This is a genomic window from Finegoldia sp. P2-F-LR (genome assembly GCF_052932265.1).
On the sequence record NZ_JBRFJF010000003.1, the window covers coordinates 103,143 to 123,348 of the forward strand.

The window sequence follows — 20,206 nt, forward strand, 5'->3', positions numbered from 1 at the left end:
TTTATACCTTTTTAGACTTAAAGTCTTTAATAGTGCCTTTCCACCTCTTTTTATCTATAAAGATTCTCCTACATCATAGTTCATTTTTTTATTTAAACTTTTCTGTGTTAGTTTTTCTTTATCTTCTTGATACCATTTTAAGATTGTCGCATAGTGGTTTTGATAGGTCTTTCCACTGCTTTTCATGTATCTTGATAGTTTATTTATCATTATGTCTGTGTGTGAATTTAGTTTTTCTTTAAGATTTTTATATTCTTCTTTGCTTAACCTTACATTTTTGAATTCTCCATAAAAAATGGGGGTGGAATGTTCTTCTCTCCCCTTATCTATACTAACCTTATCTAATCTACCCTTATCTATACTGGGTTGACCACTTGACAACCTTTGGTTAACCAGATGACAACCAACTTTTTCTTCTGAAATATATGCTCCATTTTCCGTTTGATAAAGCTGTTGTTTCTGCTCTATATACATTGTTGGCTTATATCTGTCTTTTCTAATATAGTTATTTATCTTCCAATGAGTAATGACAATAATTCCCTGATCAAAGACTATCACAAAGCCTTTGGCAATAAGTATTTTTAGGTCATCTTCATTAGCTCCGATAATTTTGATGATTTTCTTAGGATTATTTACAAAACCATCATCATCTGCCCTCATTGATAGATGAAAATATAGACATTGACTACTTAGTGGCATATCCAAAAATAAGTCGCTATCTACTATCTTTAGTGAAAACATTCTTTTATCTGCCATGCTCTCCTACCTTTCTTTAAATAAAAAAAGACGATAGTTTTTACTTCTACCGTCTTGCGTACATTTATTATGTTTTCAAAATTTATTTTAGTTCATTTTCAATTTCTTCTATGGTTGGTAATGCTCCTTTTAACCTTTCAGGAATTAAGTTTTGTAGTTGATATTCTGAAATTCCAATAGGCTCTCTTGAGCTTTCAGAAGCATATTTTGCCAATACATTATCCTTTGTCTTACAGATTAAAAGACCTATTGTTTGATTATCCCCATCTCCCTTTAATATATGGTTTACAGATGTTACATAGGTTCCAAGTTGTCCTATATCCGCAGGTTTAAATGCGGAAATTTTAACCTCCACAACTACATAGCAATGAAGCTTAATGTTGTAGAATAACATATCAATAAATTCTTCTGAATTTCCAACTACTGAGATACTAAAAATCATATTAAAATATTCGCCGACTTTAGATATTCGTAAATCGTCCACAAGCTGTGGACGATTTAATGGCGAATACATTTCATAAAATTTTTTCATATATTTTAAATTAGTAACAGAAAATCCTTTGACACTGGGAATTTCATTTTTTAAATCCGAACTTAATTTTTTATAGAATCCGCTACCTCATCTGCTTTCTGCCTTTAAGCTAATAATTTCTTCTCCTAAACTATAGTAAAACTTTAGCATTTCAGAATTGACCGAAACTGCTACTTTAAGTTGCCTGCTTGTATATGTTTTTTATTTTATTTTGTTTCTGATCCGATTAAGTTTGGTATTTCAATTAAATAATATTCATCGTTTTCTGTTACAACTTCTAGTAAGCCTTGATTGATTAAATAATTAATTGTAACCATTACATCATCGTCTGTTTCATCTATGGTTAGTGCTAACTTTTTTGTAAAATCACTTTCTACTCCGTCATAATATAGTTTGCCCTCATCTTTTAGGCTTAGTAGTAGAAGTTTTAAGTAGATTATCGTATAGGTATCTCCTCCCGATATTCTCCTTATTCTTTCTATCCTTTTATCTATGAAAAATTCTTCTTTTAATTTTATCCAATAATATCTCTTGTTTATTGCCATTCTAATCCTCCTTGCAATAAAAAAAGAAGTAGATTTTTTTCTCTACTTCTCCTTATAATTTATATTTTATTTTTCCTTATATTTTTTAATAACTTTCTCCACTTGTTCTTCAAGCTCTTCCCTGTCTGGGATATATAGGGTGTATTTTGATGCGAATATTTTATTTGATAAGTTTCCTAAGGCGTATTCTGCTTGTACCCCGTCCTTATCTGTACACAAGATTATTCCTATCGGTTCATTGTCCATCTCATCATTTACTTCTGCCTTATAATAATTAAGATACATATTTATTTGCCCAACTGCTTCTGGCATTAGCTTGCTTGTTTTTAGTTCGATTAAGACATAGGACCTTAATATCTTATTGTAAAATACCATATCCACATAATAGTGGGTGTTGCCTAAAGTTACTCTTTGTTGGCTGCCTACATACATAAAACCCTTGCCAAGTTCAAGCAAGAATTTTTCAATATGATCTATGAGTGCTTTTTCTAAATCACTTTCCATCATTGGCTTTTCTTCTGGCAAGCCTAAAAATTCAAATACATAAGGGTCTTTTACAAGATCTGCTGCCTTATTTATTTCATTTCCCTTTAAGGCTAAGTCTAGGACTTTTTCTTTGTTTTCTTCTCCAGATGATAGGAGCAATCTTTCAAAAAGTGATGTTTTTATTTGTCTTTTAAGTTCTCTCACCGACCAATTTGCATTTATACTTTCTTTTTCATAAAAGCTTCGCTTTTTCTCATCGCTAATTGATAAAAGCTCACAATAATGGGACCAGGTCAATTTAACAGACACTGTCTGTTGAATTTCATATTCTTGAAAAAATCTCCTCATAAATTGCAAGTTTGATACTGAAAATCCTCGCCCATATTCTTTGGTTAACCTCTTTGATAAATCTTTAAGCAATTCTCTACCATACTCAGCTCTTTCTGAATGACCTTGCTCATCTTCTACGATGATACGTCCAATCTCCCAGTAAGTTTGAACCAGAATATTATTGACTTCTCTTGCGACTTCATTTCTTGCCTTATCCATTAATGTTTTTATACTATTAAAAACATCATCATGGACTCTATCTATGTTAATTTTCTTATTCATACAAGCACCTCTTTGACCTCTTAATTGCTATAATTATATCATAAATATTGTATTTATCTAATTTTATATCCTATTCACCTTGATATTTCCCAGATTTTCGATAATCGAAATTCTTGATTTCCGATTTTCGGAATTCTGGACTCCTGCTTTTCGGAAGTCTTGTTATTGTGGTTATTTAAGGGTGTAACTTTTCGTTACTCCCTTAGATTTCTCTGGTCATATCTTTTTTGTTTGGTTTTACTTTTTCTTTTACTTTTCTTTTTACTTTCTCTTTTGTCTTATCCTTGTTCTTGGATAGGTCTTTGTATTTCTTTATTTGTTTTAAGATACTTTCTTTTTCTTTTTTATTTTCTTTGGCTATGACTTGCTTAAAGGCATATTCCATTACTTTTATGTCTTTGGCTTGGAAAAATACTTCATAGTTTTGGCTTTCTTTGTTTTTCATTACTGAGAAACTTACTCCAAGTTTGTTTAGTTCTTTTTTTAAGTCTTTGAGGTTGCTTTGATCTATGCTTATATTTTCTAGTTGTCCTTTCTTGTAGAGGTCTTTTATTTTCATTTCATCGCCCATAAGGCTTTTGAGGTTTCCGTTTGCTTTTTCTAAAGTATCATTCATCTTTTTTCTTATTTCTTTTTCAAGATTGATTGATTCTTTTGCTGCCTTTATTGTGTATGTTATTATGGTTTGTGCTGCTTGCCCTGCTTCTTTGCTTATTTCTTCGTTTATCATGTTTTATCTCCTTTGTTTGAATTAAAAAAAGGGAAGTATAGGCTTTAATTTTTCTATACTTCCCTTTGATTGTTTTTATTTTATTGTTCTTGGTGGTGGAATACTTATTTTAGATGTTTTTATAGCTTTCTTAGGTATTTGTACCTTTTATACTTTAAAATAGCTTACAATACCTTTCCACCTTTAGTAGTTTATGTGTGTTCTTTTGTCTGATAGATAGTTTTTCATGTTGGAATATATAATCTGCAATTCCTCATTGTTCATTGCTTTTATTTCTTCTGTGCTTTTATATGTTTTATATGTTCCATCTTCATTTGCTTTTATGAGTTCATCTATTAGCTCTTGCCTTTTATTCATCTCTATTACCTCCTAGATCTACCTTTATTTTCTTGGTCATATTATAGCTTGGATAAGATATTTTTACCAGGTCTTATCTTTCTTGATTTTTATAAAAGTCTTTAGTCATTTGTCTTTTTTTATTAAACTTATCACTATCTTGCTTATACTCTTTTATTTTTTCTATGATACTTTCTTTTTCTTTTTTATTTACCTTGGCTATGGCTTATTTAAAATCATACTCCATTTGCTTTTTCTAAATATTATTCACCTTTTTTCTTATTTCTTTTTCAAGATTTATGGATTCTTTTGCTGCCTTTATTGCGTATGACATCATGGTTTTCTGAGAATAAAAAAGGAGGACTTCTCCACTTTGGCGTAAAAAGTCCTCCGAAAATAACAATCAAATTAACTCTTATTGTTATTGAATTATTTAATTTTTGTGTTAAAAGTTACTTTCAAAAACTTTTATTATCAAAAAACATCGTCATCTCCCATTAAATACTCATCTATTTAGTCAAACATCAAAATAGATGTATTTACTTAAAACTCCATTTATTTGCTCGCTCTCTTATTGAAATGAATGATTTATATATCCCATCTTGAGTTATAAGCTCATTATGCGTTCCTTCTTGTGCTATTTCCCCTTTATCTAAAACTATGATGTTATCTGCTTTCCTAACAGTTTCTAACCTGTGTGCAATCATAATAACTGTTTTATTCTGTACTAAATTATCGATGGCTTGCAAAATATGGCGTTCATTTTCTACATCTAAAGCACTGGTAAATTCATCTAAAATCACAATGGGAGCATCTTTGAGTATTGCTCTAGCTATCGCTATTCTTTGTTTTTCTCCGCCGGATAAAGTGCTACCCGCTTCGCCAATTTTAGTTTCGTATCCTTTTTGCAAGCTTTTTATAAAGTCATGACAGCGCGCTTTTTTTGCAGCGGATATAATATCCTCATCACTGGCATTTGGCTTTGCCAAACGAATATTATTCATAATTGTATCTTCAAACAAATACACATTTTGAAATACCATACTTATATTTTTCATCAATTCTTCGGTGGAGATATTTGTTATTTTTGCTCCACCAATCAGAATTTCTCCTTCGCTTACATCATAAAATCTCGGTATAAGCTTGCAAAACGTTGTTTTTCCTGAACCTGAAGGTCCGATAATCGCTGTAAGTGTGTTCGGTTTAAGAGCTACTGATATTCCCTTTAAAGCTTCTCCTTTTCCGTAAGAAAAACTCACGTTTTTAAATTCTATTTCATTGGATTTTATATTTTGAATAGGTGATAATACCTTTATTTCTTCAGCATTTTCCATACTGCTTATATCCTTTAGTGAACTATCTAAAAGCCCAATCATAGAAAGAATAGAACCTGCTTGACTTACAGACTGGAATATTACAAAGCTCATAATCAATAAATTGATGGCTTTTTGAGGAGAAATTTCTCCACTATTCCACATAAAAAACGCATAGCTAATAATCATAATTTCAAACAGTTGTATCGTAAGACCGGCACCTATGCTTGAGGGAATAGATTTTTCGGATAAATTTATATTATTAACACAACTACCATCTATATCTTTTTTTACTCTTTCATCTTTTTCTCCCATACCAAAAGCCTTAATTACGCTTATTCCCTGTATAAATTCAATAGCACTTTCCGTTAATTTTGTTTGTGCTAATTGTCTTTTGGGAGCTTCGCTTCTTGAAATTTTCATTTGATAATTAACTACAAACAAATATGTTAATATGCCTGCAAATATTACAACGGAAACTTGCCATTCATAGTAAGCAAATCCTAAAACTATTGATATAGCAGATAAAATTCCACCTATCACATGAATTAAAATGATTGGTGCGACTTGTTCTACAGTTGAAATAGATGTAGTCAGTGTTGAGTTTATATTTCCTACTGAATTTTTGCTAAAGAACCCTAAATAGAGTTTTTTAAATAATGAGCCAAAATATAACCTTTTATCTTTCGCCATCTCAAATCCAACGGATACAGAACCCAGTTGTGTGAAATAACCAAGACCAAATACTCCGATGATACATACAATTCCGAGTATCATTACCTTATAAATATAATTGTCCATTAAATTACTATTAAACATGGCGTTTACCGCTAAAATTATTGCTATCATTTTCAGCATAACGAATATGCCTTCTATAAATGATAGAATTAAAATTTTGACTAAACTGCCTTGCCTTTTCTTACTAAAGTTCCATACACTTTTTATAGCTTCAAACATATTCTCACCTCCAATCAATTTGCTATTTCATATAAATGCTTATACGCAGAACACGACTTAATAAGTTCTTCATGTTTTCCATCGCAAATGATTTTCCCATTTTCCATATATATAATCTTATCTGCATTTATGATAGTTTTAATTTTATGTGTAATAACAATTAGTGTTTTTCCTTTGGTAAATTCCAGTAACGCTCCTTGAATTTTTTCTTCATTTTCAATATCTGTACTTGCAGTTGCTTCATCTAATATGATAATTGGAGCATTTTTTAGAATTGCTCTGGCAATAGCTATTCTTTGCTTTTCTCCGCCGGATAACCTATCCCCTGCGATGGTGTCATATCCATCAGGCAAAGTTACAATAAAATCATGGCAACCGGCTCTTTTAGCAGCTTCTATCACCTCATCATTCGTTGCATCTTTTTTACCTATTCTAATATTTTCCAAAATAGTATCATCAAATAAAAATGTATTTTGATCCACATAGGAGATAAGAGTATTCAGGTCATTCATTGAAAGGTCTTTTACCTCTATACCACCTATTTTTATTTTTCCTTTCTCAAAATCCCAAAATCCGGCTAAAAGTTTCATTAGAGTTGATTTTCCTGAACCTGAAGTACCAATAATTGCAGTCATAGTTTTTTCTTTAATGGTTAAATTCACATCATCAACATCATTTTTTGTCCCATCATAAGAAAATTGTAAATTTTCAAACGCTATGTCGTATGTCATTTTTTCTTTTACATTAGAATTCTCACTTCTCTTAAGTTCCGGATAATCTAAGATTCCTTTTATTTCCTTAGTAACAGTTCCCATCTGTGCCAATTGGTCAACATAACTGGATGCTTTAACAATCGGTTTAAATATTCCAAGAGAAATCATCATAAACAAAAATAAACTTTGCTCAGTAAGAAACCCATTATTAAAAAATATCAATCCCACAACAATTGTTGGAAATATAGATACAGGAGCTATGCTATAGGAAAGAGACGCATAAATCTGTGAGCTTTTCATCCAGTTTATAGCATACTCCGCATGGCGTATGACTGCATTTTTATATTTAGCATAGGAGCTATCTTCCATATTGAAAGTTTTAATTACATCAATCCCCTTGACATACTCTATAACCGCTTGATTCATATTCTTTTGTGCCTGTACTTGTCCCTCATATTTTTTCTTATATCCAATCATCATAAGCATTCCGATTGATAGTCCAAATATAACCCAAAGAAATATAATCCCGGTAAGCTTAATATTAACTGCAAGCATCCAAACAATCATGGCAATAGGTATCAATAAATTTGCAGTCATCTCAGGAAGTAGATGTGCTAATGTTTTTTCTATATCTTCCACCCTATCTACCAATATCGTTTTTAATGTTCCACTAGGATTCATATCAAAATATCCCATCGGCAATCTAACAAATTTATCACAAATTGCATATCTTAAGTCCTTTAGCGTTAAGTATGCTGCTTTATGAGATATAAGTGTTGAAATATTTGAAAGCAGCACCCCTGATATTTTGCAGATTATAGTAAAAATCAAGACATATATCATGTTGTTTCCATGAAATCCTTTGAAGATATATCCCGCTAAAATTCCAACAAAAGCGTAGGATAACAGTTCGCATAGAACAGAAAGCATACTTAGCATAACAGATAAAATATATCTTTTTTTGTATGGCTTTATAAACGAATCCATTTCTTTAAAAAAGTTTGGTTCTTTCTTTTTTTTCATGACTTCACCCTATGCATTAGCTTCTTTTTCTAAAATATGTTTCCTTACGACCTTGCTACCTATATAAGCTCCTGCGATTGCTGAAACTATAACTAAGGCAAGTAAAATCAGCGTTCCCCAAGAAGAAATCATTTTGCCTGCCGCTATAATATTTGAAGCTAATTCCTTTTGTTTCATGGCTCCTATAGTTTTATTCAAGGCTATTGTATATGGATAAATTACACTTCCAATTGAAGCCAAAGTTTGCTGAATAACATAGCTGATTCCAATAACTTTTAAATTACCATAACCTTTTTTATATAATAAAAACTCTGCTATCAATCCTGAAATTACAAACATCAAAATATATGGTGGATAGAATGCTATCACTCCTTGAATAAGGGAATATATAAAAAACGCTCCTCTTTTTTTCACTTTCACTCCGATAACATAGAAAACAATACCCTGTAATAATGAGTAAAGCACCGGTGTTAAGAGTATGGTAATTGGTGTTGCATACATGAATGTTCCAATCGAAAATATCAAAATGTTACACAATGATAATAAAGTAACTGTAATGATATCTTTCGCTTTCAATTTGTTTTTGTTCATGATTAAGTCCTCCTATTTTTATAAAATATTTATCATCAAAATTACTATCATTCCAATCATCAATATGTAATCGCATAAATTGAACTGTAAAGTAACATAAGATGATTTTTTATGATTTAAAGCAATTCCTCTTGTTTCTGCTGAAGCTGATAAAGTTTCCCCTATTCTTATCACTCGAAAAATGAGTGATACAATCAGAGCCTCAAGATAATCTATTTTTTCTTTTATTATATTTTTATGCTTGCAACTTCCTCTATTTCTAAGCACCTGTCTAAGTAATTTAAAATCATTCCTTAGCACCGGGAAAAACCTGAAAGAAACTGCAAGAATCAATAATAACTTCTCAGGTATTCTTATTTTTCTAAGTCCCGCGAGCATATTTGTTGCCCCTCTACCTCCAAGAATAATAGGAAATAGTAGAAATATTAAAATAAATCTAGGAAACAAATTTGCCGTAAACATTGTAATTTCATTCGGATATATGATTTCAAGACCGTAAATAAGTCCTATAATGATAGAAGTAATTCCTAAAGTCTTATATCTTCTATTTGCAAGAGAAAAAACGAGAGCTAATAAATTGCATTCAAAAATCAAACTTTTATTGTCGATTCCTACTGCAACCATACAAAGAAGCCAAAACAAAATATTTGTTCTCGGATCCAAAAGATTTTTTTCTCTTTTTGCCGGAGGTTGATGTTCTAAATCTTTTTCAAATATACTTTTAATGCTTTCAATATCTCTATTCTCTTTTACTTCACAAATCCTTTGTATCGTTCCATCATCAAGTTCCAAACATTTATCCGCAACTGATGAAATAAATTCTAAGTCATGGCTAATTGTTATCACGATTTTTTTCTTTTTCATATCGTTTATCAATCCCACTACAGTATCTAAACTTTTTTTGTCCATTCCTGAGGTTGGTTCATCTAAAATAACCACACTTTTATCCGAAAGATACGCCATCATTAAGGTTAATTTTTGCATTTGCCCACCTGAAAGAGAAAATGGATGTCTATCACGATATTTCCACATATCAAACTTTTTAAGTAGAGCTTCTATCTCATCATATTTGTTTCGATTTACACCGTACTTCAGTTCAGATAATACAGAATTTGTAAAAAATTGAAATTCAGCTTCTTGCATAATAAATAGGCTATCCTGCGATAGCTGCCTATGGCTCAATTCTTTTTCCTTTAAAAAAACTCTTCCCTTTTTTGGTTTCAATAGTCCACATACACATTTTCCTAAGGTGGTTTTACCTGAACCATTTTTGCCAATCAAGCAAGTCACTTCTCCCAAATAAGCTGTAAACGACAAATCATTTAAAATATGTTGTTTTTTATATCCAAAGGATATATTTTTCACTTCTAATTTATCATTGACAACATTAGAACACTTCTTCTGAACCTCAATCTGCTTCAAATCCGTAACTCGTAAACACAAATTATTTAATTCATCCTTAGAAAATATCTTAAAATCGTCCTTATCATACTTTTCATAAAAGCTTCCATTTTTTATCAGCCAATATTCATCAGCCAACTCTTTCAAATAGTAAAGCCTATGTTCACTGATTATTAGAGTTTTTCCATCTTCTTTTAGAAGCAATAAGATATTTTTCAGTTTTTCTATGGCTAAATAATCTAAGTTTGCAGTTGGCTCGTCAAGTAAAATAATATCCGTATCCATTGCCCAAGCAGACATAATCGCTATTAGTTGACGCTCTCCGCTTGAAAGTTTGAATACTTCCCTGTTTTTCAGATACTCTAAGCCAAATTTTGAAAAAGCTTCTTCTGTTCTTCTTTTTATTATTTCATGGCTTAACCCTTTATTTTCAAGTCCAAAAGATACTTCCGTATCGCTTTCCATTGTAAAAAATTGACTTCTTGGATCTTGAAAAACGGACGAAATCAATTCTCCAACTTCTCCAATGTTCTTGTTTTCTATATTGTTGCTATTTACCAAGATATAGCCATTAAATATCCCATCATAGAACTCCGGTATTAAATGGTTTAAGCACCTAAGTAATGTTGATTTTCCACATCCACTTTCGCCACAAAGAACTATGCAATCTCCTTTTGATATGCTGCCAATTACATCATCTAACGACTTTTCCTTTTTGCCTTCATAGGAAAAATCTATTTTAAAATCTAAAATATTTTCGTCCTTCTTGCCTTTATCGTACATAAATTCAATACCTATTTATAATTTCATCAAATATCTTTTCCCAACCCGCCCCAATAAATTCGCCGAGCATTTTTGTGTACTCGATTGTCTCCTCTTTGCTATATCCTTTTTCAATCACTAATTTAAAAGCACTAAATTGTTGATTCATCAAAAGCTCTACCAAATCTAATTTCATCTCACTTATATTCGGGTCTATATTTTCCCTTATAAATTGTTTTGTTATGGAAATTTTTTTATTCATCATTTCACGAAATATTGCTTCTACAGAACTGCCTTTACTTGAGCAAAGTATTAGTTTGCACTCCTCGTAATATTTAAATAACACATCTATATATCCTTTGGTTTCTTTCTGAATGCTACGCAAAAAATGATCAAAGTTTTTATCTACGCAGTATTCCCTATACGAGTATTCGTTCTCTTTTCTTTTCACACTTATAGCTTCTAAAAATTCTTTTATCAAACTATAAAAAAGTTCATCTTTCCCTTTATACCTTGTATAGATTGCTCCCGTTGTAACTCCCGCTCTTTTAGCAATATTGCCTATTGAAGCAGCCTGAAATCCATTTTGCAAAAACTCTATTTTAGCAGCTTCAATGATTGGTTTATCAAGTTCATGGTTTCTATTTGCCATGTCCATTCCTCCATTCTTACAAAACTTTAATTTTAATAGTATAATCAATAATCAAATTATCAATAATGATATTATTGATTATACATCAGTTAGTTTTATCTAACAATAGTTGTAAGATGTTTTTTAGAAAATTTACTGTCTTACATATTAATTTGTATGAAATAAAATAGTCGGTGCAGTTTTAAAACTACGCCGACCACAAAGTCATAATTTTTTTCCATACTGGCTTTTTTCTTTTTTAAATATCTGTAATTATACTCTCGCTTCTTCTCTCTCTTTTTCCTTAGCTTCTCTAGTTCATCAAGTTGCTATTGCGTAAGTTCTTTAGGTTCTTCTTGTGACAATTCAAACTTGCCAATAAAGTTCAGGTATATTTCAACTTCCTGTGTTCTTTCATAGTTATCCCATTTACCCTCGTGAACCAGTATCTTATCTACAAATTCATTTATCATTGGAGTTGTAAGTTTGCTAAAATCAGTATATTTCTTTACAAGTGATATAAACTTATCTGCTCTAATACTATCTTCCTCAAAGTTTTTTAATATACTTTTTGAATGTTCAATGGATTTTTCTAATGCCATTTGCTCTTTTGAGGTTGAGTACACTTTTTTTATAAATTCTTCTTCATTCAACTTTATATACTCGCTTACTTCTTTGATAGTCTCTAAAACTAATTTATTAAGAACTTCGTTCCTGATATAGTGTGATGAACATTTTTCTTCAAAATTCCCTTTTGCTAAGTTATATGTTGAACAAATATATTCATCTTTAGGGGGGCGGCTTTTATCTGTTTTTCTGCCTGACCAATCTCTTTTAAATCCGGCTTTTCCACCTTTAGTAGTTTATATGTGTTCTTTTGTCTGATAGATAGTTTTTCATGTTGGAATATATAATCTGTATTTCCTCATTATTCATTGCTTTTATTTCTTCTGTGCTTTTATATGTTTTATATTTTCCATCTTGGTCTGCTTTTATGAGTTCATCTATTAGCTCTTGCCTTTTATTCATCTCTATTACCTCCTAGATCTGCCTTTATTTTCTTGGTCATATTGTAGCTTGGATAAAATATTTTTACCAGGTCTTATCTTTCTTGATTTTTGTAATAGTCTTTGGTTGATTGTCTTTTTTTATTAAACATATCACTATCTTGCTTATATTCTTTTATCTTTTCTATGATACTTTCTTTTTCTCCTCTCTTAATCGCCTTGTCAATTTCTATTGATAGGTCGATACCATATTCTTTATTTACTACTTCTACTGCATATTTGATATGATTTATTTCCTTGTATCTTTCCCTTATCTTCTCTGACTCTGTATTTAATTTACTGATTTCATCTTCTAAGTTTTTGATTTCTCCTATCCATTCTTTTTCTCTTAAATTTTTCTTTCCACTAATTTTTTCAATTAAGGTTCTTGCCCTTATATGTTGGTCTATTTCCTTTTGATTATTCTTGTAGAAGCTTTCTTTGAATATTTTCTTGCTTTCATATTCTTGGTAGGTTGCCTTTGTTTTTCTTACAGTCTTTGCATAGGCTAAACATTTGTTAAGGTCTTCTATCTTTTGACTGTTTTCTTTTATGGTCTTATATATTTCAGAGTTTTTACTTCTTAAGATATTTATATGTCCTTGTAGGTCGGATATGGTTTTTATTTTATTTTCTCTTAGATAATTTATTCCACTTGCATATCTTTTTAGATCATAGATTGCCTTGTTTCTTTTCCCATAAAATGATAATCCAGCTCTATTATTTTCTTGCATTTCTTGATAAAAGCTTAAATATTCATAGAGGTTAAAGAGTCCTGATCCATTTTCTATTTGCTTTTTACTTTGGTCTTTATATTCCTTGTATGATTCTTTTAGCTTATCTTTAAAGCCTGCTAACCATGATGTTATTTTCTTTATTTCATTGCCTATGTTTTTTAATAGTTCATTCTGTTTTTTTATTTCACGATTTATATCTCCTTTTTCTGTTCTTATTCCTTTTCTTTCCATTGCACTAGCACTTGCTCCTAGATGTATTGTTGGTATTTGTTTTATACCTTGTCTTTTAAAACTCCTATGGTCTACTCTTTTTTCTATCTTATTTTTTGCTAGATATTCATTGCAAAGGTCTGAAAAATTTTCTCTCCATTTTTCTACATTGCCCTTATCATTCCAACTTGTTAGTTCTACTTTTCTTGTCTTTGGTTTTCCATTTTTGTTTAATACTTTTTCTCCTTTTTCATCTAGGATATATTCTTTTTTACTTTTTTGCCCCCATGTTCCATCTTCATTTATTGGTCTTACTATGGTCATTATATGAGCATGAATGTTTTGATTTCCATCTCTACTTTCATCATGAATTGCTATGTCTACTATCATTCCCTCTTTTACAAAGTTGGTTTGTATATATTCTTCTATCATATTTTTATTTTCTTCTATGCTTAACTCTTTTGGTAGGGATATGATAAAGTTTCTTGCAAGTTGGGCATTAGAATTTTTCTCAAATAGTTCTACCGAGTTCCACAAGGTTTTTCGGTCTTTATATTCTTTTGGTGCGTGATCTGGTAAATATATTTCTTTGCAAATTACTCCTTGTTTCTTGGTATAGTCATGGGTTACTCCATCCCATTCATTTTTTATTTTTTCTCCACTTATATATGCTGAACTTGCTACTGCACTTTTTCCTTTTCCTCTTGATATTATGTTTACTGAAAAATGAAAACTGTCTGCCATTTTATCACTTCCTTTCTTTTTTTGTTGTTTTAGGTGGAGGCTTAATAGATTTTTATAACCTCTTTGTGAATGAGCGTTTTGAAATGATAGAATAGAAAAAGCCGACTACTGAATTAATTTTTGTTGTTTCAGTATGTCGGCTTAATTGTTTTGTTCATTTCAAATTTTAAAAGTCAAGGGCGAGCGTTAGCGAGTTTATTTACCCTTGACTTTTAAAAAGCGAATGGTTGTTGGTCGCTTCAGGGGTTTGGCTCTAAAGGCACGCAAGCACCCTTTAGGGTGTATAATTGCGCCCTTAGAAATCTAAGGGAGATTTGTTTATTTTATTTTTCTTAATTTTCTCTCATTATTTTTAGTGTTTCTTTAAATTCTTTTGTCTTTGTTGCTTCTTCTAGTAGGATTTTTATTTCTTCATCTGTTAGTTTTTCTGCATTTTCTATAAGGCTTTCTAAGATTGCTCCTCTTGTTATTAGTCTGTGAGTTCTTTCTTTTCTTTTTTTCACTATGTCTTGTTTTAATATCTTCTTTTCTTGATTTTTTAGTTGCCTTAATCTTTCTTCTGTATGGTCAATTTTGTCTTTTATTTCTTTTGATTCTTGTCTTATCTGATCTAATTTTTTCATACTTATATCCTTTCCTACAATAAAAAAGACGACTAGATTTTTATTTCTAATCGTTTTCGTTTTAAATATTATAATTTGCTATATTCCGTTTTAATTTTATGTTTTCTATATTTCTTTCCATGTAATCCCAATCTGGAATGTTATAACTTTTTGTTTATCTTTTTTATCATATTTTTCTCACAAAGATAAAAGATGTAGCCAGATTCTTAGATGATCATTTCGCCATGAATGTAAACCAAGAAACTCTTGAAAAAAAATCTACAATGAGCGGGACTAAATTAAAAAATCTATTCAAAGAAAAATATGGTCAGAGCATTACAGAATACACCCAAAGAAAAAGAATGAATGTAGCTGAAACTCTTCTCTTAAATACCAAACTTCCTATAAAAGAAATAGCTCAATCTGTTGGATACTCATCCCATAGCAAATTTTCCATTTATTACAAAAGATACAAGGGAAAACTTCCTAGTGAAGTTCGTATTTCACTTGCGACCACCACAATTTAAATTGTGATTGCAGTGATTAAACTAATTTTTTTATACGCCTTTATCTTATATGAATTTGCATGTATAGATATTTGTATAGGAATGGTTCTTGTCTTGTTTTTAAGATATGCTCACATTCATTAGATTGAAGTTTCTTTCGTTTATATTTCACTCTAACCCATCTTCATACAACTGTTCATGGCTTCTATCTATTTCTGATAATTGGTTCTTTTTAAGCTACAGCCCCTTAAAATAAATAGCCAAGAAGTTGAATTGAACATTACAAGTTATGAATTTTTAGTTAAACCAAAACGGTCAGTAAATATGCCAAAATTAGGCTCACGAAAAAGAAGATTATAATTTTTGCAACCTGACTTTTCGCATTAAATCCAAAATTATCATAACCCTTAGCACCAACCGTCTCTGGGTAAACTTTAGTCGGCAATTTTAACTTGGTAAGCATGAGATAATCAAAAAAGATAATATCAAAAAGCTTATATCCTTCAAATAGTATTAAAAATCTAACAAAGGCTTGCTGAAAAGTTAAACTAAATTTTACTGTATCAACAATTGCCCAGACTAGGACGGCTGCAATGGTTAGCAATCCAAGTACCATGATAAGTCCGCCGAATATATTGACCCAAATCGGTTTATCTGGCAACTTACTCATCATAGCTTTGATATCATCGGGTGCACCGAAATGCTTCGAGCCAAATTTCGGTATAATAAGTATAAAATTCACCATCATAATTGATGCTGTTAAGCAGATGATTGTTAACATACCAAGTGTTTTCATCAATTTAGTTCACCTCCTCTCTTGAAGTATAAACCATTTCGTAAATGGGAGCAATTTTTCTTAGTTGTGTCAACTAAATTCGTATAAATTTTCTTGCTAGTATTAGTGCTATACTTTTTTACAATTATATAGTTATTTAAAATCTATAATCACAGATGTCTTCTTGTCAATGTCATTATACACATACAGGTCATGTATTAAGAAGTTTTGTAAATTCTCAAATAAATTACTCACAAAACTTTGGATTACAATCTAAAGATATTTACAAAATCATTGACAAGATATAAAAACACCCTATATAAAGATTACAATTCTAAAATTGTAAGTAAGCTATCACAAATTATACATTATTTCAATAAAATTTTAGAAACCTTTATTAAGATTTTCTTTGATCCCTTGTAAATCAAGTGTAAAGAACTATAAGAATTTAAATCTCTCTTTCGAATTCATCTTCAAAACTAATAATATCATTAGGAGTGCAAGATAGAGCCTTACATATTCTTTCTAAATTCTTAAAGGTAATTGGTTTATCCTTGCCCATTTGTGCCATAACATTTGTTGTTAGTCCTGCCATAGCTATTACATCTGTTTTCTTTAATCCTTTTTTTGCTAATTGTATCCATAATGGTTTATAGTTAAGTGCCATAATATCCCTCTTTTTCTTTTCATTAGATTTATTTAATTATAGCATGAATATTGATTTCATTCAATCTTACATTGATTCAATGTTTTGTTTTAGAGAATTTGTTGTGTTATTCCGTCCTTATTTTGCCATAAATTGCTTAATGCCTTGAGATTTAGCACCAGGGTTGTCATTCCCATAACCTTCCATCAGGTTGATAACACCCCATGCTCCAAGCCCTGCACCAATTGCTGTAACTAATATTTTTAATACATTTACTGCTTGTGTAAAAAATTCCATTTATATTTCCTCCTCTTTTTCTTCTTTTTTAATTTTATTTATGTGCTTTACGATAAAATTTTTAAATGTCTTGTCTTCTTTTTTTGTTTCCTTAAAATATCCAAAAATATGGATGTATTCTCCACTTTTAAATTCCTTCACACTTTTTGCCTTTTCTCCGTAGAGATTACAGTAGATATATTCTTTCTTAACCTTTCCTTCTTCTTTGTTCTTTCTAACTATTGTGAAGTTAGCTACTTCTTTTTCTCCTTCCTTTGTATCTATTGCAGTTGTTTTTATTTCTCCTACTAGATTTCCATTAATATTTAGCATTTCTCTTTCCATTTGTTCTATCTCCTTTATTCCAATCGAGTAGGAGCTAACATGTAGCCCCTCTCACACCACTGTACGTGCCGTTCGGCATACAGCGGTTTAATTCAAATAATAATCCAAACAACTTTGAAGTCCTCGCTTTGCGAGGATTTCTTTGTTTATGTGATGTAGTCCTGTGGTTTTGGCAACCGCTTGATAGTGATCTCCAAATCCTACTGACTGTTTTGCCATCCACATCGGAACTCCTAACTTTCGAAGTCCCCATAGGCGTTTTCCTCTTGTCTTCCACTGTTTCCATATGACTATTCTCATTCTTGTTCTAAGTCGTTCATCTATCTTTCTAAGGACCGTCTTCATATTTCCTAGTCTAAAATAGTTTATCCACCCTCTAATTACTTGGTTCAGTCTGTTGATTCTATAGGTCATTGGTACTGACCAACTCCTCTTTGTCAACTGTTTCAATTTTCTTTGAAATCTTTTTACTGAGTCTTTGTGTGGTCTTGCTTTCCATTCTGCTTTGTCTTTCCAGAATCCATATCCTAAATATTTTAGTTTTCTTGGTTTTGTAACTTTGGATTTTGTTGCATTTACTTTTAGTCCTAGTTTCTTTTCTATCCACTTTGTTACTGTTGCCATTACTCTGTTAGCTGCTGCGCTACTTCCTACGGCTATTATGCAGTCGTCTGCATATCTTACAAAGTGTAGTCCTCTTGCTTCTAGTTCTTTGTCTAATTCGTTTAGCATTATGTTACTTAGAAGGGGCGATAGATTTCCTCCTTGTGGTGTTCCCTTGGGTGTTTCTTCATAATTTCCTTTTATCATTACTCCCGCATTAAGATATTTCCTAATTAGGGATTCTGTGTCTGGGTCATTTATGAGGTTATGAATCAAGGTCATGAGTTTGTCTTGTGGGACGTTATCAAAGAATTTCTCTAGGTCTATGTCTACAATATAGGTGTATCCGTCGTTAAAGTATTCAAGCAGTTTTACTATCGCTTGTTGTGCTTTGCGATTTGGTCTAAAACCGTAACTATTATCACTAAATTGTGGTTCTGCTATTGGTGTTAGAACTTGTGCAATTGCTTGTTCTATTACTCTGTCTACTACTGTTGGTATTCCTAGATTGCGTACACCTCCATTTGGTTTTGGTATTTCTACCCTTCTGACCGGTTTTGGTTTATACTTTCTTCTTCGAATTTTGTCTCTAATTTCTACCCAGTTGTTTTTGAGATATTGGTCTATTTCTTCGGTGGATATTCCATCTATTCCTTCTGCTCCTTTGTTTGCTTTCACTTTGTTTAGTGCTGCAAACATGTTTTCTCTACTGAGTATTTGTTCTAACAGTTCTGACATTTGGATTGTCTCCTTTCTTTGTTATGCTCTGTATCCTCTTACTCCTAGCTCCTGTGAAAATTTTCCGCCGTTACGTCTTTGGTACGATTTTCTCGTCGGATATGGATACAGACTTTTGCAAGTCCATTTGACTTTGAATTATTCAGCCCTTCGCTCCACCTCTATTACAAAGGCTTCAATACTACTATGGCTTTTGCTGACTTCTCACTATTCGTTGTTACTACTTATTCACTAGTGAGACCTCACGGGATAAGCCATCAATCTTTCCTTGTCTACCTGCCTAATCTACTTGCATGGTTTACGGTTGCCTTTTGGACTTCACGACTTTTAGCCCGCTTGTCCACCACGCAAGCCTTAGTATTAGGTTTCTGTTCGTCAGGCTACAATTTTGCTATCCCTTCTTCTCGCCTGCATCTCACGGTGCAAACCTTGGGAATTACTATGAGGTTCGCTGGCAACTACGCCCTTAGTGGACTTTCACCACAGATTGATGACATGCCCGTCATACTAAAAAAAGCGATAGTTTTCTCTATCGCTTCTACTTCTAATTAATTAATATTTCATTTTTCTCTGTATCTTATTTTTTCGGCTCATCTCGTATATATTTCATTCTTCCTCCTTTGGGCATAAAAAAACACCGAAATGTTTTTTTCGGTGTAAATTTCTCTATTTAATTTTATGGTTTTAGTAATTCTTTCCAGTTTTCTATAAAGCCAACATGTCTTAATTCAATATTTTCATATCTTGCTATTAGTGCTATTAGATCATGATAAAAATTTTTGTAATTTTCTTCTTCAGAAACTATTTTAAGATTAACTAATGTAGCAAATATTGTATTGTTTGAAATATTATTTTTTAAATATTCTTTATATAGCTTTGGTGATTTTGTAAGCTTTGCTCCATATAGCCTGCCATAATGGGCACATATATTTCTTATATAGGCAAAATTTTCTATCCAAGATTCAAAGTAATGGTAGTCTGTATGAAAGACTTTTGCAATTTTACTTTTATCTTCATTTTTCATATTCTTATACATTTTAGATAAAGTTCCAAAACTTGCTACTTCTATCACTGCATAGAGTGGAATTTCTCCACCTTCATAATTGTCTTTAAAGTTTTTTATAAATGGTGAGCGTCTATTTCTTTTAACTTCCCTTGCTAATTCTTCTAGTACCCTTTCTTGTTCCTTTTGTTTCTCAAAATTATTCATATCTTTATATGAAAAGTTCCCATATCTTAAAGAAAAATAGTTTGTGATAACTGCTCTTAAAGAAACTTCAATATGCTCTATTGTTTCAAATATAAGCTGTCTAAGTTCTCTATCAAATTTATATAAACTTACAATATCTTCAAAACTTATTCCTGATATATATCTTCCATCTTTTTTTAATGTGATACTATAAGCTTTAATCAGCCTGTAATAGGATATTCTTCCAAGAATTTTCTTAGCATAAGTTTTATCTTCTACTAAAAGTCCTAAGTCTATTAAGTTTTTTACTTGATTTTCTATACTAATCGGTTCTTGATGAATTTTTTTCATTTTTTCTCCTAAAATCAAATGACCCGACTTGGTCCGCATTGTTAAGAGGC

20 protein-coding genes and 4 pseudogenes are annotated in these 20,206 nt (G+C 31.2%); 1 reads left to right on the plus strand and 23 read right to left on the minus strand.

The annotated features are described in order from the left end of the window. Positions 1-54: 54 nt before the first annotated feature. From ACU68W_RS02775 to ACU68W_RS02855, 17 genes and pseudogenes are all read right to left on the minus strand, one after another. Complete coding sequence (locus ACU68W_RS02775) at positions 55-756, minus strand: replisome organizer (RefSeq protein ID WP_446756070.1); 702 nt, start codon at positions 754-756, stop codon at positions 55-57. A gap of 82 nt (positions 757-838) precedes the next feature. Beyond that, positions 839-1,198 carry a PDDEXK nuclease domain-containing protein gene (locus ACU68W_RS02780; RefSeq protein ID WP_446756106.1) on the minus strand — a complete coding sequence of 120 codons (360 nt, stop codon included), beginning with the start codon at positions 1,196-1,198 and terminating at the stop codon, positions 839-841. Positions 1,199-1,240: 42 nt separating this feature from the next. Next, positions 1,241-1,363: pseudogene (locus ACU68W_RS02785) on the minus strand (DUF1016 N-terminal domain-containing protein); the annotation flags it as partial. A 137-nt stretch (positions 1,364-1,500) separates the two neighbouring features. Next, a pseudogene (locus ACU68W_RS02790) lies at positions 1,501-1,833 on the minus strand (phage replisome organizer N-terminal domain-containing protein); the annotation flags it as partial. 66 nt (positions 1,834-1,899) lie between these two features. Beyond that, a complete protein-coding gene (locus ACU68W_RS02795) occupies positions 1,900-2,931 on the minus strand; it encodes a PDDEXK nuclease domain-containing protein (protein WP_446756071.1) in 1,032 nt (343 codons plus the stop codon). 202 nt (positions 2,932-3,133) lie between these two features. Beyond that, on the minus strand, positions 3,134-3,661 hold the full coding sequence (locus ACU68W_RS02800) for a PcfB family protein (RefSeq protein ID WP_446756072.1): 528 nt from the start codon (positions 3,659-3,661) through the stop codon (positions 3,134-3,136). 183 nt (positions 3,662-3,844) lie between these two features. Further along, positions 3,845-4,018 carry a hypothetical protein gene (locus ACU68W_RS02805; RefSeq protein ID WP_446756073.1) on the minus strand — a complete coding sequence of 58 codons (174 nt, stop codon included), beginning with the start codon at positions 4,016-4,018 and terminating at the stop codon, positions 3,845-3,847. Between the two features lie 221 nt (positions 4,019-4,239). Beyond that, positions 4,240-4,334, minus strand: a pseudogene (locus tag ACU68W_RS02810) (PcfB family protein); the annotation flags it as partial. A 202-nt stretch (positions 4,335-4,536) separates the two neighbouring features. Next, the gene (locus ACU68W_RS02815; RefSeq protein WP_068455219.1) at positions 4,537-6,267 is read right to left on the minus strand and encodes an ABC transporter ATP-binding protein; all 1,731 of its coding nucleotides are present in this window, start codon (positions 6,265-6,267) and stop codon (positions 4,537-4,539) included. A gap of 14 nt (positions 6,268-6,281) precedes the next feature. Further along, positions 6,282-8,003: an ABC transporter ATP-binding protein gene (locus ACU68W_RS02820; protein WP_446756074.1), complete on the minus strand. Its 1,722-nt coding sequence runs from the start codon at positions 8,001-8,003 to the stop codon at positions 6,282-6,284. 9 nt (positions 8,004-8,012) lie between these two features. Further along, positions 8,013-8,594 carry an MptD family putative ECF transporter S component gene (locus ACU68W_RS02825; RefSeq protein ID WP_446756075.1) on the minus strand — a complete coding sequence of 194 codons (582 nt, stop codon included), beginning with the start codon at positions 8,592-8,594 and terminating at the stop codon, positions 8,013-8,015. Between the two features lie 18 nt (positions 8,595-8,612). Then, complete coding sequence (locus ACU68W_RS02830; RefSeq protein WP_446756076.1) at positions 8,613-10,778, minus strand: ATP-binding cassette domain-containing protein; 2,166 nt, start codon at positions 10,776-10,778, stop codon at positions 8,613-8,615. A 4-nt stretch (positions 10,779-10,782) separates the two neighbouring features. Beyond that, complete coding sequence (locus ACU68W_RS02835; RefSeq protein WP_237037597.1) at positions 10,783-11,409, minus strand: TetR/AcrR family transcriptional regulator; 627 nt, start codon at positions 11,407-11,409, stop codon at positions 10,783-10,785. Positions 11,410-11,717: 308 nt separating this feature from the next. Further along, positions 11,718-12,041 carry a DUF4368 domain-containing protein gene (locus ACU68W_RS02840; RefSeq protein ID WP_446756077.1) on the minus strand — a complete coding sequence of 108 codons (324 nt, stop codon included), beginning with the start codon at positions 12,039-12,041 and terminating at the stop codon, positions 11,718-11,720. Between the two features lie 202 nt (positions 12,042-12,243). Next, a complete protein-coding gene (locus tag ACU68W_RS02845; protein WP_180371929.1) occupies positions 12,244-12,417 on the minus strand; it encodes a hypothetical protein in 174 nt (57 codons plus the stop codon). A 73-nt stretch (positions 12,418-12,490) separates the two neighbouring features. Then, positions 12,491-14,125: a MobQ family relaxase gene (mobQ, locus tag ACU68W_RS02850; RefSeq protein WP_446756078.1), complete on the minus strand. Its 1,635-nt coding sequence runs from the start codon at positions 14,123-14,125 to the stop codon at positions 12,491-12,493. 332 nt (positions 14,126-14,457) lie between these two features. Beyond that, a complete protein-coding gene (locus tag ACU68W_RS02855) occupies positions 14,458-14,748 on the minus strand; it encodes a DUF3847 domain-containing protein (protein WP_446756079.1) in 291 nt (96 codons plus the stop codon). Between the two features lie 185 nt (positions 14,749-14,933). On the opposite strand from ACU68W_RS02855, the pseudogene ACU68W_RS02860 reads away from it, so the two are divergent. Continuing rightward, positions 14,934-15,274 (plus strand): annotated as a pseudogene (locus ACU68W_RS02860) (helix-turn-helix domain-containing protein); the annotation flags it as partial. A 260-nt stretch (positions 15,275-15,534) separates the two neighbouring features. Here ACU68W_RS02860 and ACU68W_RS02865 read toward each other — a convergent pair. From ACU68W_RS02865 to ACU68W_RS02890, 6 genes are all read right to left on the minus strand, one after another. After that, positions 15,535-16,029 (minus strand): hypothetical protein, encoded by a 495-nt coding sequence (locus ACU68W_RS02865; protein ID WP_138159663.1) that lies wholly within the window; start codon positions 16,027-16,029, stop codon positions 15,535-15,537. Between the two features lie 427 nt (positions 16,030-16,456). Continuing rightward, the gene (locus ACU68W_RS02870) at positions 16,457-16,675 is read right to left on the minus strand and encodes a helix-turn-helix domain-containing protein (protein WP_446756080.1); all 219 of its coding nucleotides are present in this window, start codon (positions 16,673-16,675) and stop codon (positions 16,457-16,459) included. A gap of 117 nt (positions 16,676-16,792) precedes the next feature. Further along, positions 16,793-16,951, minus strand: a complete 159-nt coding sequence (locus ACU68W_RS02875) for a Maff2 family mobile element protein (RefSeq protein WP_102722993.1) — start codon at positions 16,949-16,951, stop codon at positions 16,793-16,795. After that, a complete protein-coding gene (locus ACU68W_RS02880; protein WP_002842079.1) occupies positions 16,952-17,275 on the minus strand; it encodes a single-stranded DNA-binding protein in 324 nt (107 codons plus the stop codon). It lies immediately after the preceding gene. 87 nt (positions 17,276-17,362) lie between these two features. Next, the gene (gene ltrA / locus ACU68W_RS02885; RefSeq protein ID WP_446756081.1) at positions 17,363-18,616 is read right to left on the minus strand and encodes a group II intron reverse transcriptase/maturase; all 1,254 of its coding nucleotides are present in this window, start codon (positions 18,614-18,616) and stop codon (positions 17,363-17,365) included. A 676-nt stretch (positions 18,617-19,292) separates the two neighbouring features. Beyond that, complete coding sequence (locus ACU68W_RS02890) at positions 19,293-20,156, minus strand: Abi family protein (protein ID WP_019107265.1); 864 nt, start codon at positions 20,154-20,156, stop codon at positions 19,293-19,295. Between the last annotated feature and the right edge of the window lie 50 nt (positions 20,157-20,206).

Excerpts from the sequence above, each read along its gene's own strand:
- ACU68W_RS02845 (WP_180371929.1), bottom strand. The coding sequence starts at position 12,417 with ATGAATAAAAGGCAAGAGCTAATAGATGAACTCATAAAAGCAGACCAA.
- ACU68W_RS02830 (WP_446756076.1), bottom strand. The coding sequence starts at position 10,778 with ATGTACGATAAAGGCAAGAAGGACGAAAATATTTTAGATTTTAAAATA.
- ACU68W_RS02835 (WP_237037597.1), bottom strand. The coding sequence starts at position 11,409 with ATGGCAAATAGAAACCATGAACTTGATAAACCAATCATTGAAGCTGCT.
- ACU68W_RS02805 (WP_446756073.1), bottom strand. The coding sequence starts at position 4,018 with ATGAATAAAAGGCAAGAGCTAATAGATGAACTCATAAAAGCAAATGAA.
- ACU68W_RS02775 (WP_446756070.1), bottom strand. The coding sequence starts at position 756 with ATGGCAGATAAAAGAATGTTTTCACTAAAGATAGTAGATAGCGACTTA.
- ACU68W_RS02855 (WP_446756079.1), bottom strand. The coding sequence starts at position 14,748 with ATGAAAAAATTAGATCAGATAAGACAAGAATCAAAAGAAATAAAAGAC.
- ltrA (WP_446756081.1), bottom strand. The coding sequence starts at position 18,616 with ATGTCAGAACTGTTAGAACAAATACTCAGTAGAGAAAACATGTTTGCA.
- ACU68W_RS02880 (WP_002842079.1), bottom strand. The coding sequence starts at position 17,275 with ATGGAAAGAGAAATGCTAAATATTAATGGAAATCTAGTAGGAGAAATA.
- ACU68W_RS02815 (WP_068455219.1), bottom strand. The coding sequence starts at position 6,267 with ATGTTTGAAGCTATAAAAAGTGTATGGAACTTTAGTAAGAAAAGGCAA.
- ACU68W_RS02890 (WP_019107265.1), bottom strand. The coding sequence starts at position 20,156 with ATGAAAAAAATTCATCAAGAACCGATTAGTATAGAAAATCAAGTAAAA.
- ACU68W_RS02795 (WP_446756071.1), bottom strand. The coding sequence starts at position 2,931 with ATGAATAAGAAAATTAACATAGATAGAGTCCATGATGATGTTTTTAAT.
- ACU68W_RS02825 (WP_446756075.1), bottom strand. The coding sequence starts at position 8,594 with ATGAACAAAAACAAATTGAAAGCGAAAGATATCATTACAGTTACTTTA.
- ACU68W_RS02865 (WP_138159663.1), bottom strand. The coding sequence starts at position 16,029 with ATGAAAACACTTGGTATGTTAACAATCATCTGCTTAACAGCATCAATT.
- ACU68W_RS02780 (WP_446756106.1), bottom strand. The coding sequence starts at position 1,198 with ATGATTTTTAGTATCTCAGTAGTTGGAAATTCAGAAGAATTTATTGAT.
- ACU68W_RS02820 (WP_446756074.1), bottom strand. The coding sequence starts at position 8,003 with ATGAAAAAAAAGAAAGAACCAAACTTTTTTAAAGAAATGGATTCGTTT.
- ACU68W_RS02875 (WP_102722993.1), bottom strand. The coding sequence starts at position 16,951 with ATGGAATTTTTTACACAAGCAGTAAATGTATTAAAAATATTAGTTACA.
- ACU68W_RS02800 (WP_446756072.1), bottom strand. The coding sequence starts at position 3,661 with ATGATAAACGAAGAAATAAGCAAAGAAGCAGGGCAAGCAGCACAAACC.
- mobQ (WP_446756078.1), bottom strand. The coding sequence starts at position 14,125 with ATGGCAGACAGTTTTCATTTTTCAGTAAACATAATATCAAGAGGAAAA.
- ACU68W_RS02870 (WP_446756080.1), bottom strand. The coding sequence starts at position 16,675 with ATGGCACTTAACTATAAACCATTATGGATACAATTAGCAAAAAAAGGA.